Genomic DNA, 14058 nt, shown 5'->3' on the forward strand with positions numbered 1-14058 from the left:
ACTAATTAGTGGGGTACTTACCGAAAGGTGAGTAGATGAAGGTACAGAAGTGCGCGCCGTACGTGTGCGGCATCGACGCGGCGATCGACGTGGTCGGCGGCAAGTGGAAGGTGCTCATCCTCTGGGAGCTGGACCACGGCGCGCGGCGGTTCGGCGAGCTGAAGCGCGGACTGCCCGGCGTGAGCGAGAAGATGCTCATCCAGCACCTGCGCGAGCTGGAGCGCGACGGCGTGGTGCATCGGGAGGTGCATCACGCGGTGCCGCCCAAGGTGGAGTACTCGCTGACCGAGATCGGACGGCAGCTCAACACCGCGCTCGCACCGCTCGGCGCCTGGGGCCGGGAGCACAAGACGCGGCTGGAGGACATCCGGCTCGGCGAGGCGGCGGCGGGCTGACCGGCTGACCGGCTGACCGGCTGAGACGAGTAACTCAGCGGCGGGGCCGGGCCGGGTCCGTAGGCTGGAAACGTGCAGCAGCCCCGACTCGTCGCCTCCGATGTGGACGGCACGCTGCTCGGGCCCGATGAGCTGCCCAGCGCGCGCACCCGCGCCTCGGTGGCCAACGTGCTGGCGAGCGGCACGCCGTTCGTGCTGGTCACCGGCCGGCCGCCGAGGTGGATCCCGAGGGTGGCCGAGCACCTGCCCGGCGTCGCGGTGGCGGTGTGCGCGAACGGGGCGGTGTTGTACGACATCGCGGCCGACCGGGTGCTCAGCGCGGTGACGCTGGCGCCCGAGCGGCTGGCGACGGTGGCCGAGGCGTGCGCCCGCGCGCTGCCGGGGGTGCGGATCGCGGTGGAGCGGGTCGGGCGCAGCGCGTTCGACGGCGACGCGCCGTCGTTCGTGTGCGAGCCGGGCTACCGGCACGCCTGGCCCAGCAACGACCACCGCATAGTGCCCCGCGACGAGGTGTTCACCAGGCCCGCGATCAAGCTGCTGGCCCGGCACCCGGAGATGTCCAGCGACGCCATGGCGGCCGCTCTGGCCCCGGTGCTCGGCGGCGACAGCGGCGTCGAGCTGACGTTCTCCAACCCGGCCGGCCTGGTCGAGATCGCGCCGGCCGGGGTGTCGAAGGCGACCGGCCTGGCCACCGTGGCCGCCGAGGCGGGGCTCGCGGCGGGCGACGCGATCGCGTTCGGGGACATGCCCAACGACATCCCGATGCTGTCCTGGGTCGGGCACGGGGTCGCGATGGCCAACGGGCACCCCGAGGTGCTGGCGGTCGCCGACGAGGTCACGGCCACGAACCTGGCCGACGGCGTGGCGCTGGTGCTGGAGCGCTGGTTCTCCGGCTAGTTAGCGAGCCGAAACGTTACCGGTGTGAGGCCGATCCGTGCTCAGGCGTACCATCAGGCACCGCCCGTTTTGTCTCTACGACACCCCCTGGAGGCGTCCTTCAGTGGCTGATCCACTGGCGGCGACCACTCTGCTCGATTCCGGGTCCGAACGCGACCCGTTCCGGGCGCAGCGCGCCACCGAGACCAGGATGCTCGGCGCGGTGCAGCGCAACCTGCGGCAACCCACGGTGGTGAAGGCGGCCCGAGGGCTGTCCCACTTCGGCGAGCACGCCGCCGGCTGGCTCGCCGTGGGGGTGCTGGGCGCGGCGCTGAATCGGTCACGAAGGCGCGAGTGGCTGTACGCGGCGGGTGGGGTGGCCGTGGCGCACGGGGCATCGATCGCGGTCAAGCGCGTGGTCCGCCGGCCGCGCCCGGACGACCCGTCGGTGGAGGTGCTGGCCACCACGCCGAGCCGGCTGAGCTTCCCGTCCTCGCACGCCAGCTCCACCACGGCGGCGGCGGTGCTGTTCGGCGGCCTGCTCGGGCCGAAGCTGACGCGCAAGCGGCTGGTCGGGGTGCTGGTGCCGCCGATGCTGCTGTCCCGGCTGGTGCTGGGCGTGCACTTCCCGAGCGACGTGCTGGCCGGCTCCGCACTGGGCGCGGCGGTGGCCCTGGTGTCACGGCGGGTCTCCAAGCGACGGTTGGAGCAGCGGTGACGACCACCTCGCCGGTGGCACCCGCGCCGCCCGCCCGCCCCGGGTCCGCCCTGGTCGGCCTGCTCAGGGCGGTCCGGCCCCGGCAGTGGGTGAAGAACTCGCTTGTGCTGGCCGTGCCGCTGGCCAGCGCCGACCTGGTCTACAGCGAGATCTGGACCAAGATCGGGCTGGCGTTCGCGGCGTTCTGCCTGGTCGCCTCGGCGGTCTACCTGGTCAACGACGTGGTGGACGTGGCGGAGGACCGCGCGCACCCGGTCAAGCGCAACCGCCCGATCGCGGCCGGCCTGGTGCCGGTCCCGCTCGCGGTGGGCGTGGCCGTGGCGCTGTCGCTGGCCTCGCTGGCGGTGGCCGCGCTGGCCTCGCCGCAGCTGGTCATCGTGATCGCGGTGTACCTCGCGGTCCAGCTCGGCTACTGCTTCGGGCTCAAGCACCAGCCCGTGATCGACATCTGCATCGTGGCGTCCGGGTTCCTGATCCGCGCGGTGGCCGGCGGGGCGGCGGCGAACATCCCGCCCTCGCAGTGGTTCCTGCTCTGCACCGGGTTCGGCTCGCTGTTCATGGTGGCCGGCAAGCGCTACGCCGAGTTCGTGCTGGCCGAGCGCACCGGCGCCAAGATCCGCAAGTCGCTGGAGCGGTACTCCGGGTCCTACCTGCGGTTCGTCTGGACCACCTCGGCCACTGTGTTGATCATGACGTACGGGCTGTGGGCGTTCGAGATCCGCGCCGCGCACCACAACTCGGTGTGGACCGCGATCTCGATCATTCCGTTCGTGGTGGCCGTGCTGCGCTACGCGGTGGACGTGGACGGCGGCAACGGCGGCGAGCCCGAGGAGATCGCGCTCGGCGACCGGGTGCTGCAGGTGCTCGCGGCGGCCTGGCTGTGCGCGCTGGTCGTGGCCGTGTACGTGCCATGAGCACGGCCGACGACTCCTACACCGAACGGCTGGCCCGACTGGAGGGCGCGCGCTGGAAGCGGCTGCTGGACGTGCAGGCGCCCTACCGGTGGAACCTGCGGAGGCTGGTCGGCGACCGGGCCGTGCTGGACGTGGGCTGCGGCATCGGGCGCAACCTGGCGAACCTGGGGCCGGGCAGCGTCGGCGTGGACCACAACGAGCACTCGGTGTCACATTGCCGCGAGCGCGGGCTGACGGCGTACACCGTTGACGAGTTCTTCGCCTCGGAGCACGGCGCGCCCGGCTCGTTCGACGGGCTGCTGGCCGCGCACCTGGTCGAGCACATGGATCGGGCGGCCGCGCTGGAGGTCCTCGGCTCGTACCTGCCGAGCCTGCGGCCGGGCGCCGTGGTCGTGGTGATCACGCCGCAGGAGCGCGGCTACGACAGCGACGAGACGCACGTGCGGTTCTGCGGGTTCGACGAGGTCGCCGAGCTGTGCGGCGCGTTGGGCCTGACCGTCCGCTCGCGGGCGTCGTTCCCGTTCGGCCGGTGGGCCGGGAAGGCGTTCACCTACAACGAGTTCGTCACCGTCGCGTCGTTCTCCTAACCGCGCGTGGGCAGCCGGCGGATGCCGGCCCGCAGCGACAGCCCCATCAGCACGGTGACCAGCACCGGCGCCACCAACTGCGCGGCCACCGCCGCCGCCAGCGGGTCGACCGGGGCGAACAGCAGCCCCACGAACAGCGCGGCGGACACCAGCCAGGCCCCGGTGGCAGCCCGGTGCCGGCCGAGCGCGACCAGCGCGGGCTGCAGGATCTGCGCGGCCATCATGGCCACCGTGCTCACCCCGAGCAGCGCCGCGACCAGCCGGGGCAGCGGCAGCGGCGCGCCGAAGAACACCCGCGCCGCCCACGGCCCGAGCAGCCAGGCGCCGACCACCCCGGCGCCGCCCACCGCCGCGACCGCGAGCAGCGCCGCGCGCACCCGGGTCCGCACCGAGGGGGCGTCGCCGCGCTCCGCGGCCGCCGTGAGCCCGGGCAGCAGGAACGCCTGCACCGGCGCGAACAGGAACACCGGGATCCTGACCAGCACGAACAGTGAGACGAAGCTGGCCGCCAGCTCGGCGTCCTCCGGGTGCGGGCCGACGCGGGAGGTCAGCACCACCGGGCCCAGGTTGGCCACCAGCAGCGACAGCCCGGACGCGAACGCCAGCAGCACCACAGCGCCGGCCATCCCGGCCACCCCCGTCGGGCGGCGGTCCGGGCGGTCACCGGTCGGCGAGCGGCGCAGCCCGTACAGGGTGAGCGCCGCGGCCAGCCCGCAGCCGGCCGCGAACGCGAACCCGAACCTGGTCAGGTTCGCCGCGCCGAGCAGCACCAGCGCCACGCACGGCAGCAGCCGGGCCAGCCCCTCGGCGGCCAGGCTCGCGCCGTACCAGCCGTAGCGGCGCTGCCCGGCGAACACCCCGCGCAGCAGGTACACCGCCGCCGCGCCAAGCACCGCCAGCACCGTCGCGGCCAGCAGCGCCCAGGAGTCCGCGAACACCTCGGGCACCAGCAGCCCGCCGCAGGCCAGCACCAGCACCGACACGGCGACCGCCAGCCCGCCGGACACCATGGCCGCCGCGCGCACCGTGCCCGCCGTACCGACCCCCGCCGCCAGCCGGCCGCTGACCTCGCGGTTGGCCTGCTGCTCGACGGCCACGAACACGCCGGGGCCCAGGATCGTGGTGAGCAGGTACAGCGAGCCCAGCGCGGCGTAGTCGCGGGGCGCCAGGGTGTGGCCGGCCAGCCCGAGCACGGCGTACGCGGACAGTCCGACCAGCGCCAGCCCGCCGCCGACCGGGGCGGCCGCCGTGGTCATGGCCGCCAGCCGGCCGCGAAGGACGGCCGTCCGGGTCAGCGCGCTGGTCACCACGCGATCAGACAGTACGCCCGCCGTTTGGACGAGGGACGGACGGGAATCCGCCCCGGGTGTGCCAGAACGCGGGACTCGGTGTGCCGGTACGCGGGACTCGCGGTGGCGGGTGTGCCGGCTCGTAGGGGTGTGGATGGTGGGGACGGGACGGGTGACTAGTCTGCGGGCGTGCTGGTCGACGTCATGATTCCCGCGTACGGCGATGACGCGCTGGTACGCGAGACGGTGGCGAGCGTGCTCGGTCAGCACGACCCGGGCTGGCGACTGACGGTCGTCGACGACGGCACCGGGCTCGGCGACTGGGTGCGCGGGCTGGGCGACGAACGGGTCAGCTACCACGCCAACCCGGTACGGCTGGGCATCAACCGCAACTTCCAGCGCTGCGTGGACCTCAGCGAGGCCGAGCTGGTGGTGCTGCTCGGCGCGGACGACAGGCTGCTGCCGGACTTCGTCGGCCGGGTGCGCCGGGAGGCCGAGCGGCACCCGGACGCGGCGTTCCTGCACACCGGCGCGCGGATCATCGACGGCGCCGGGCGGGCGATCATGCCGCTGGTGGACCGGGTCAAGCGGGCCACCTCGATCCGGCCGGCCGGTACCAGCGAGGCCGTCGGCGGCGAGCGGCTGGCCGCGTCGCTGCTGCGGGGCAACTGGATGTACTTCCCGAGCGTGGCGTTCCGCCGGGATCCGCTGGTCGCGCACGGTTTCCGCGCCGGCTACGACATCGTCCTCGACCTGGACCTCTACCTGCGGATACTGCGCGCGGGCGGGCACGCCGTGCTGCTGCGCGAGCCGGGCATCGAGTACCGCAGGCACCCGGGCAGCCTGTCGTCGACCGGAGCCACCGACGGCTCGCGGTTCGCCGAGGAGCGCGCGTTCTTCGACGAGGTGGCCGCCGAGCTCGCCGCCGAGGGGTGGCCGCGCGCGGCCAGGGCGGCGCGCTGGCACCTGACCTCCCGGCTGCACGCGCTGACCAAGCTCACGGCGCCGCGAGCCCGCCCGCGCGAACGCGAAGGAGCCCGTCGATGACCTCGCCCGCGAGCACCGCCCCCGTCGCTGGGGAGGCACCGGCGCCCGAGGACACCGCCGGCACCGACACGCTCGAGCTGTCCATCGTGCTGCCCTGCCTGAACGAGGCGGAGACGCTGGCCACCTGCGTGCGCAAGGCGCGCGAGTCGCTGCGCCGCCTGGACGTCAAGGGCGAGGTGGTGGTGGCCGACAACGGCTCGGTCGACGGCTCCCAGGAGATCGCCCGCGCGAACGGCGCCAGGGTGGTGGACGTGCCCAGGCGTGGCTACGGCGCCGCCCTGATGGCCGGGATCACGGCGGCCAGGGGCGAGTTCGTACTCATGGCCGACGCCGACGACAGCTACGCCCTGGACGCCCTCGACGGCTTCGTCTCCGAGCTGCGCGGCGGCGCGGACCTGGTGATGGGCAACAGGTTCGACGGTGGCATCCAGGCCGGCGCCATGCCGTTCCTGCACCGCTACCTGGGCAACCCGGTGCTGTCCCGGCTGGGCCGGCTGTTCTTCCGCATCCCGGTGCGCGACTTCCACTGCGGGATCCGGGCGTTCCGCCGCGACCGGGTCCTCGAACTGGGCCTGCGCACCTCCGGCATGGAGTTCGCCAGCGAGATGGTGGTGCGGGCGTCGCTCGCTCGGCTGCGCATCCGGGAGGTGCCGACCACCCTGCGCCCGGACGGCCGCAGCCGCTCGCCGCACCTGCGCACCTGGCGCGACGGCTGGCGCCACCTGCGGTTCCTGCTCGCGTTCAGCCCGCGCTGGCTGCTCTACTACCCGTCGCTGGCGCTGCAGGTGATCGGGCTGGCCGGGCTGGCCTGGCTGGCGGTCGGGCCGCACGTGATCGGCCGGATCGGGTTCGGCCTGCAGAGCATGCTGGCCTGCGCCACCATGTTCGTGCTCGGCGTGCAGGGGCTCGGGCTGGCGCTGGTGGCCCGCTCGTACGCCGGCCATCTCGGGCTGTTGTCGCCGTCGCCCCGGTTGATCCGGCTGCTGGAGCGGTTCTCGCTGGAGCGCGGGCTGGTGCTGGGCGGGCTGCTCTCGCTGGTCGGCGTGGGCTGTTTCGTCGCGGCCGTCACCTCGTGGGGCGAAAAAGGCTTCGGTGCGCTGAACGTTGCCGACACCATGCGGGTACCGATCATCGGCATGGTGCTCATCGTGACCGGCTTCCAGATGATCATCGTCAGCTTCACCCTCAGCCTGACCCGCATCGGCGAGGACTGACGGGTCTCGACTAACAGGAGGCGAGGGACGTCAGCGGCCTAGGGGTACTAACCGTCGCCGCCGCCACGGTGTTCGGGCCCGGGCTGGCGTTGCTGGTCGCGCTCGGGGTGCGGCAGCGGGTGTTGCTGCTCGGCGCCGCGCCGGCGGCCTCGGTCGGCGTCGCGATACTCACCGCCAGCGGCGCCGCGCTGCTCGGCGTCCGGTACGGGCCGTGGACGCTGGTGGTCGGCTCGGTGCTGCTGGCCGGGGCCGGCATCGGCCTTGGCCGGGGGCTGCGCCGGTTCCTGGGTCCACCGGCCGCGCTGCCACCGCCCGCGGCCAAGCCGCTGCTGCCCCGGCTGTCCGGGATGCCCGCGCTGCTCGCCCAGCTCGCCGGGCTGGTGTTCCTGTTCACCGGCGCCGGGCTGGCGCTGCGGTCCTGGATCGACGGGTTCGGCGGCTGGGACGACGGGCTGGGCACCTACAACCAGGACCACGACCCGATCCTGCACGCCGTGCTCACCACGTTCATCCAGCGCAGCGGCCGGGGCGCGCCGTGGGAGATCATGCCGGCGGACGTGGTGGTCGGCACCCCGACGGTGTACTACCCGGACGGCTTCCACCTGATCGCGGCCACCATCGGCGCGGTGTTCGGCGACCCGGTCGTGGGCATGAACGCCGCCGCCGCGATGATCATTGGCGCAGCCTGGTGCACGTCGGCGGCGGCGCTGGCCGCGCTGGCGGTGCGCTGGCTGCGCGACGACGCCGGCTGGATGACGCTGGCCGGCGGCGTGGCGTCGCTGGTCGCGGCCGGGCTCTACCGCCCCGGCGTGCAGTTGGCCAGGGACAACGGGCTGCTGCCGAACGCCGCCGCGCTGGTGCTGGTGCCCGGCGTGGTGGCCGCCATCCTGCTGATCAGGCCCAGGGCGTGGGCCACCGCCGTCGGCATCGGGGTGGCCTGCGCCGGGATCGTGGCCGTGCACCCCAGCTCCGGGCTGTCGGTCGGGCTGACCGTGCTCCTGTTCTGGATCGCGCTGCTGTTCGCCCGCGACGGCAGGGCCATGCTGCGCGCCCAGTGGTCGGTGCTGGTGCTGACGGTGGTGGTGGCGGCCGCGGCGGGCGCGCCGGTGCTGCGCGGCGCGCTGGCGGTCAGCGAGCGGATCGGCGCGTTCCCGCCGGACACGGCGAACATGCCGCTCACCCGCTCGCTGGGCCAGGTCGTGCCGCTGATGTACGGCGGGATGTTCGACGACAAGGCCCTGGTCCAGACCTGGCCGACGGTGCTGCTCATCGCCGGCCTGATCACCGCGCTGGTGATGCGCCGCGCGGTGCCGCTGGTGGTGGCCTGGGTGGTCTGGGTGGTCATCGTCCTGCTGGCCTACCGCAACCCCACCGGGATCACCGAGCCCATCCTCGGCTTCTTCTACAACAGCGCCGGCCGGGTCCGCAGCCACACCGCCCTGTTCGCGCCCGCGCTGGCGGCGCTGGGCACGTTCGGGCTGCTCAGCGCGCTGTTGGCGGCCGTGGGCGGGATCCGGTTGCCGCCCTGGATGGGCGACTGGCAGGCGGCATGGCGGCGGCGTTGGTTCGATGACCAGGGCGCGCTGGCCGGCCCCGGCACCCGTGCCGCCCCGTACCGGATCGGGTCGATGTCCGTCTCGACCGGCTCCGGCGATGGGGCGAACCCGAAGGCGGGCCGCTGGGAACCGCTGGCCAGGCTGCGGCCCCGGCTGGTCGCCGCGTTCGGCGTGTTCGCGCTGGTGGCGTTCGGGTACGGCTACGTGGCCGGCCCCAGCGTCGGGTACCTGGCGACGACCAGCGAGGCGCTGTCCCAACGCTGGTCGCACCCGCAGCTGTACCGGGTGGACGCGGCCGACGTGGCGGCGGCGGAGTGGCTCAAGGCCAGGGTCAAGCCCGGCCAGCGGATCATGAACAACCCGAACGACGGCTCCACCTTCCTCTACGTGGCGCACGGCCTGCCGATCGTGGAGGTCAGCACGCTCGGCGTGCCCAACTTCCCGTACACCTACAAGCTGATGAAGGGCTTCAGGTACCTGGACATCGACCCGGACATCCGTCGCCTGGTCCTGGACCTGAACATCGCCTGGGTGTACGTCGACCCGAGGGCGCCGATCATCGGCGCGGACGGCGCGCCCGACGACTGGACCGGCGGCGGCCTGATGACCACGGTGCCCGGGCTGGACGGTCTCGACGACACCCCCGGGCTGATCCTCGCCCACGTCAGCGGCCCGGTGCACATCTACAAGGTGGACCTCGACGAGATCCGCCACCTGGACGACAACGCCTGACACCGCGCCACTACCCTCGCGCGTGTGGGCGCCTCTGACTTTGATCTTGTTGTTGTCGGCTCCGGGTTCTTCGGGCTGACGGTGGCCGAACGCGCCGCCTCCGAGCTGGGCAAGCGCGTGCTGGTGGTGGAGCGGCGCAACCACATCGGTGGCAACGCCTACTCCGAGCCCGAACCGGAGACCGGCATCGAGGTGCACCGCTACGGCGCGCACCTGTTCCACACCTCCAACAAGCGGGTCTGGGACTACGTCAACAGGTTCACCTCGTTCACCAACTACCAGCACCGGGTGTTCGCCCGGCACAGCGACCAGGTCTACGCGTTCCCGATGAACCTGGCGCTGATCAACCAGTTCTTCGGCCGTTCGTACACCCCCGACGAGGCCCGCGCGCTGATCGCCGAGCAGGCCAGCGAGGTCGACACCGCCGCCGCGCGCAACCTCGAGGAGAAGGCGATCTCGCTGATCGGGCGCCCGCTGTACGAGGCGTTCATCAAGGGCTACACCGCCAAGCAGTGGCAGACCGACCCGGCCGAGCTGGACCCGTCGATCATCACCCGCCTGCCGGTCCGCTACACGTTCAACAACAGGTACTTCAACGACTCGTTCGAGGGCCTGCCGGTGGACGGCTACACCGCGTGGCTGGAGCGGATGGCGGCCACCCCGGGCATCGTCGTGCACGCCGACACCGACTACTTCGAGGTCCGCGACGAGCTGCCGGACGTCCCCGTGGTCTACACCGGCCCGCTGGACAGGTACTTCGACTACTCCGAGGGCGAGCTGGGCTGGCGCACCCTGGACTTCGAGCAGGAGGTCCTGCACGGCACCGGGGACTTCCAGGGCACCTCGGTGATGAACTACAACGACGCGGACGTGCCGTTCACCCGCATCCACGAGTTCCGGCACTTCCACCCGGAGCGGGACTACCCGAGCGACAAGACGGTCATCGTGCGCGAGTTCTCCCGGTTCGCGGAGTCCGGCGACGAGCCGTACTACCCGATCAACACCCCGGAGAACCGCACCAAGCTCGAGCGCTACCGCGAGCTGGCCCGCAAGGAGACGGCCAACCGCAAGGTGCTCTTCGGCGGCCGGCTCGGCACGTACAAGTACCTGGACATGCACATGGCGATCGGGTCGGCGCTGACCATGTTCGACAACCGGCTCGCGCCCTACTTCACCGACGGCGTCCCGTTCGCCGAGGACCCCGACCAGGCCTAGCGTCCGTTCTGTCGAATTCATCGCTAGTCGTTCTTGATCATGCGATGAGAGCGACTGGTGATGAACTCGGCGACCGGCATGTCGCGGATGGGGGCGGCGGCCGACGGTACGGAGCCGGCCACTACCCTGGCCAGGCGTGCGCGTCAACCGTTGACCTTGCGCCCTTTGACCTTGCGTTCATCATGAAGCCGGCACACTCGCTGAAGGACTGAATACCGAGATGACCGACCTGGCCGAGCACACCGCACCCGGTAACGGCACCAGTCGCAAGCGGCGTACCCCCACCAAGAGCGAGCCCACGCCGGCCACCGGCGAGGTCAGCTGGGACGGACCGGGCAGCCTGCTGCAGCGGGTCATCCTGCCGCGCGCCGGCGACCCGCTGGACGTCCGCGCGCTGTACCTGGACGAGGACGAGACCAACCGCAAGCGCGTCTCCGTCGACACCCGCACCAGGCTGCGGCTGCCGGCGCACTCCGAGACCAGCTTCGCCACCTACTTCAACGCCTTCCCGGCCAGCTACTGGCGCCGCTGGACCACGCTGGAGAGCGTCGAGCTGCGGCTGGCCGTGGAGGGCGAGTGCCGCGTCGACGTCTACCGGTCCAAGGCGGACGGCACCCAGATCCACGTGCGCGGCACCGTGCTGGACGAGCCGGGCGTGCAGCAGGCCAGGTTCCTGCTCGACCTGCAGCCGTTCGAGGACGGCGGCTGGTACTGGTTCGACCTGACCACCGCCGACGACCCGGTCACCATGCTGGAAGCCAGCTGGTACTCGCCGCTGGACGCGCCGGGGCGGGCGAACGTGGCGATCGGCATGACCACGTTCAACCGGCCGACCGACTGCGCGGGCGCGCTGGCCGCGATCGGCGAGGACCCGCTGGTGCTCGACGCGATCGGCGCGGTGTTCGTCGCCGACCAGGGCAACAACAAGGTCAAGGACGCGGACGGGTTCGCCGAGGCCGCCGAGGTGCTCGGTGACCGGCTGCACATCCACGACCAGCCCAACCTGGGCGGCTCCGGTGGCTTCTCGCGAGGCATGCACGAGGCGCTGACCACCACGGACTGCGACCAGATCCTGCTCATGGACGACGACATCGTGATCGAGCCGGACTCGATCCTGCGCGCGTTGGCGTTCTCCCGGTTCGCCGAGAAGCCGATGCTCGTGGGCGGCCAGATGCTCAACCTGCAGGCCCGCAGCCACCTGCACACCATGGGCGAGGTGGTGGACCGGCACAAGTTCAAGTGGGGGCCGGCTCCGCACGTCGAGCACGACCACGACTTCGCCAAGTACCCGCTGCGCGACCCGGACGAGTCCCGCGACCTGCACCGGCGCATCGACGTGGACTACAACGGCTGGTGGATGTGCCTGATCCCGCGCCCGGTCGCGGAGAAGCTGGGCCTGCCGCTGCCGCTGTTCATCAAGTGGGACGACACCGAGTACGGGCTGCGCGCCCAGCGCAACGGGTTCCCGACCGCGACGCTGCCCGGCGTGGCGATCTGGCACATGCCCTGGTCGGACAAGGACGACGCGACCGACTGGCAGGCCTACTTCCACCTGCGCAACCGGCTCATCGTGGCCGCGCTGCACAGCCCGTACCGCTACGGCGGCGCGCTGTTCCGGGACAGCATGAAGAACACGCTCAAGCACCTGATGTCGCTGGAGTACTCCACGGTGGCGCTGCAGGAGCTGGCCATGCACGACTTCGCGAACGGCCCGCACGGACTGTTCGACCTGCTGCCGGCGGCGCTGGGCTCGGTGCGGAAGCGGCGAGGGGAGTTCGACGACGGCCGGGTGCTCGCCTCGGCCAAGGAGCTGCCGCTGCCGTCCATGGACCGGGTGCGGGCATCGCGGTTCCTCAAGCCGCCGACGAACCCGATCACCATCGGCGCCACGCTGGTCAGCGGCCTGATCCGCAACATCATGCCGGCGCAGCCGCGCCACCACGAGCGCCCGCAGCTCAACGTGGCCGCGCAGGACGCCCGCTGGTTCCTGCTGGCCCGGTTGGACGGGGCCACCGTGGGCACGGCGGACGGGCGCGGCGTGGCGTACCGCAAGCGTGACCCGAGGGTGTTCTGGACGCTGCTGAGCACGGCGGTGGCCAACCACGTGCGGCTGGCCAGGGAGTTCCCCCGGCTGCGGCGCACGTACCGCAAGGCGATGTCCGAGCTCACCGGTCCGGAGAACTGGACCCGGATCTACCACAGCTGAGTGCCGCCCGTTTCCGAACCGCCGGCTGGGGGAGCGCAGCGGTCCGTGACCGAACCACCCGCAACGTCCGTGGCAGAACCGTCCGCCTCACAACAGACCGACCGTCGGTCTACTTCTGAGGCGGACGGTTCCCGCAACGGCTCGCAGCCGGAGTTCGCGCCCGCGACCACCCTTGCCTCGGACCCGCGCGAAGTCCGGCCGCTGACCGGACTGCGCCTGTTCGCCGCCGCCTGGGTGGTGGTGTTCCACTTCCAGTTCACCGGGGGCGAGCTGCTCGCACGGGTGCTCGACCCGGTGTTCCCGCTGGTCAACACCGGGGCGATGGGTGTCGACCTGTTCTACGTGCTGAGCGGGTTCGTCATCGCGTTCACCTACCTGGGCAAGCTCGGGCCTCGGCTGCGGGTACGGACCGCCGGCCGGTTCCTGTGGGCCAGGGTGTGCCGGATCTGGCCGGTGTACGCCCTGGTCACCACGGCGTTCGGGGCGTTCCTGCTGTTCAAGCTGATCCGCCTGGGCGACACCGCGCCGGCCTACCAGGACGTGCAGCCCGCATTGACCGTCGGCTCCTGGCTGAACCAGCTGGCGATGGTGCAGATGTGGCCGCACCCGTGGCACGACGGGATGTCCTGGGTCGGCCCGGCGTGGTCGATCAGCGCGGAGTGGCTGGCGTACGTGCTGTTCCCGGTGACGGCGCTGCTGTTCTACCGGTTGCGCAAGGCACCGCGCTGGCTGCTCGGGCCGGCCGCCGTGCTGCTGATGGCGCCCGTCGCGACGCTGTGCCTGGTGAGCGGCAGCCCGTACTTCCCGTTCAGCTGGATGGCCAGGGTGCTCGCCGGGTTCGCCGCCGGCGTGCTGGTGTACCTGGTGGTGCGGGAGATCCCGCGCACGGCCCGGGTCCGGCGCGTGGCGAGCTGGGTGAGCTGGCTGGTGTTGGCCGCCGTGCTCGCCGGCCTGTGGTGGGGCGACTCGGTGAACCCCGGCCCGGCCGGCACCGAGCGCGGCGGCATCGTGTTGCTGCTGTTCCCGCTGCTGGTCGGCGCCCTCGCACTGGCCGACCGCGGCCCGGCGCGGGTGCTGTCCACCCGGTGGTCGGTGCACGGCGGCCGGATCTCCTACAGCCTGTACCTGGTTCACGTCCCGCTGTTCGAGGTGCTCTGGACGTTCATGCACCGCACCGAGGTGCTCCAGCCGGACACCCCGCTGGCGACAGTCCTCACCCCTGTCGCGTTCATAGCAACGTTCGCGCTGGCTCACGCCCTCTACAAGCTCGTCGAGGAGCCCGCCCGCCGAGCGCTCCGCCGCAGATAAG

At 72.2% G+C, this 14058-nt stretch carries 12 protein-coding genes; 11 read left to right on the forward strand and 1 reads right to left on the reverse strand.

The genetic code is table 11. The annotated features are described in order from the left end of the window. Positions 1-35: 35 nt before the first annotated feature. From N912_RS0124230 to N912_RS0124250, 5 genes are all read left to right on the forward strand, one after another. A complete protein-coding gene (locus tag N912_RS0124230; RefSeq protein ID WP_028924419.1) occupies positions 36-395 on the forward strand; it encodes a winged helix-turn-helix transcriptional regulator in 360 nt (119 codons plus the stop codon). A 72-nt stretch (positions 396-467) separates the two neighbouring features. Beyond that, positions 468-1292 (forward strand): HAD family hydrolase, encoded by an 825-nt coding sequence (locus tag N912_RS0124235; RefSeq protein WP_028924420.1) that lies wholly within the window; start codon positions 468-470, stop codon positions 1290-1292. Positions 1293-1482: 190 nt separating this feature from the next. Continuing rightward, entirely contained in the window at positions 1483-1989 is a 507-nt protein-coding gene (locus tag N912_RS0124240; protein ID WP_051580762.1) for a phosphatase PAP2 family protein, read from the forward strand. Beyond that, positions 1986-2903, forward strand: coding sequence for a decaprenyl-phosphate phosphoribosyltransferase (locus N912_RS54320; RefSeq protein ID WP_211261368.1), 918 nt, complete (start codon positions 1986-1988; stop codon positions 2901-2903). Before N912_RS0124240 ends, N912_RS54320 begins: the two co-directional genes overlap by 4 nt. Then, positions 2900-3490, forward strand: coding sequence for a class I SAM-dependent methyltransferase (locus N912_RS0124250; protein ID WP_028924422.1), 591 nt, complete (start codon positions 2900-2902; stop codon positions 3488-3490). The genes N912_RS54320 and N912_RS0124250 overlap by 4 nt, the downstream gene beginning before the upstream one ends. Here the strand turns inward: N912_RS0124250 and N912_RS0124255 are convergent. Continuing rightward, on the reverse strand, positions 3487-4797 hold the full coding sequence (locus N912_RS0124255) for a lipopolysaccharide biosynthesis protein (RefSeq protein ID WP_156993948.1): 1311 nt from the start codon (positions 4795-4797) through the stop codon (positions 3487-3489). The two genes, N912_RS0124250 and N912_RS0124255, sit on opposite strands and share 4 nt — an antisense overlap. A gap of 171 nt (positions 4798-4968) precedes the next feature. Between N912_RS0124255 and N912_RS0124260 the strand changes: the two genes are divergently transcribed. The 6 genes from N912_RS0124260 to N912_RS54330 all read left to right on the forward strand — a co-directional run bounded on the left by N912_RS0124260 (position 4969) and on the right by N912_RS54330 (position 14057). Then, positions 4969-5826, forward strand: a complete 858-nt coding sequence (locus tag N912_RS0124260; RefSeq protein ID WP_028924424.1) for a glycosyltransferase family 2 protein — start codon at positions 4969-4971, stop codon at positions 5824-5826. Next, positions 5823-7040 carry a glycosyltransferase family 2 protein gene (locus N912_RS0124265; RefSeq protein WP_084211150.1) on the forward strand — a complete coding sequence of 406 codons (1218 nt, stop codon included), beginning with the start codon at positions 5823-5825 and terminating at the stop codon, positions 7038-7040. Before N912_RS0124260 ends, N912_RS0124265 begins: the two co-directional genes overlap by 4 nt. Positions 7041-7108: 68 nt before the next feature. Continuing rightward, complete coding sequence (locus N912_RS0124270) at positions 7109-9328, forward strand: DUF6541 family protein (RefSeq protein ID WP_028924426.1); 2220 nt, start codon at positions 7109-7111, stop codon at positions 9326-9328. Between the two features lie 24 nt (positions 9329-9352). Next, positions 9353-10543 (forward strand): UDP-galactopyranose mutase, encoded by a 1191-nt coding sequence (gene glf / locus N912_RS54325; RefSeq protein WP_037066262.1) that lies wholly within the window; start codon positions 9353-9355, stop codon positions 10541-10543. A gap of 220 nt (positions 10544-10763) precedes the next feature. Next, positions 10764-12749, forward strand: coding sequence for a glycosyltransferase (locus tag N912_RS0124285; RefSeq protein WP_084211151.1), 1986 nt, complete (start codon positions 10764-10766; stop codon positions 12747-12749). A 69-nt stretch (positions 12750-12818) separates the two neighbouring features. Continuing rightward, the gene (locus N912_RS54330; RefSeq protein WP_051580708.1) at positions 12819-14057 is read left to right on the forward strand and encodes an acyltransferase family protein; all 1239 of its coding nucleotides are present in this window, start codon (positions 12819-12821) and stop codon (positions 14055-14057) included. Position 14058 lies beyond the last annotated feature (1 nt).

Source organism: Actinospineispora acaciae DSM 45401, assembly GCF_000620785.1.
Taxonomy (GTDB): Bacteria; Actinomycetota; Actinomycetes; order Mycobacteriales; family Pseudonocardiaceae; genus Pseudonocardia; species Pseudonocardia acaciae.

Excerpts from the sequence above, each read along its gene's own strand:
- N912_RS0124240 (WP_051580762.1), top strand. The coding sequence starts at position 1,483 with ATGCTCGGCGCGGTGCAGCGCAACCTGCGGCAACCCACGGTGGTGAAG.
- N912_RS0124265 (WP_084211150.1), top strand. The coding sequence starts at position 5,823 with ATGACCTCGCCCGCGAGCACCGCCCCCGTCGCTGGGGAGGCACCGGCG.
- N912_RS0124250 (WP_028924422.1), top strand. The coding sequence starts at position 2,900 with ATGAGCACGGCCGACGACTCCTACACCGAACGGCTGGCCCGACTGGAG.
- N912_RS0124285 (WP_084211151.1), top strand. The coding sequence starts at position 10,764 with ATGACCGACCTGGCCGAGCACACCGCACCCGGTAACGGCACCAGTCGC.
- N912_RS0124230 (WP_028924419.1), top strand. The coding sequence starts at position 36 with ATGAAGGTACAGAAGTGCGCGCCGTACGTGTGCGGCATCGACGCGGCG.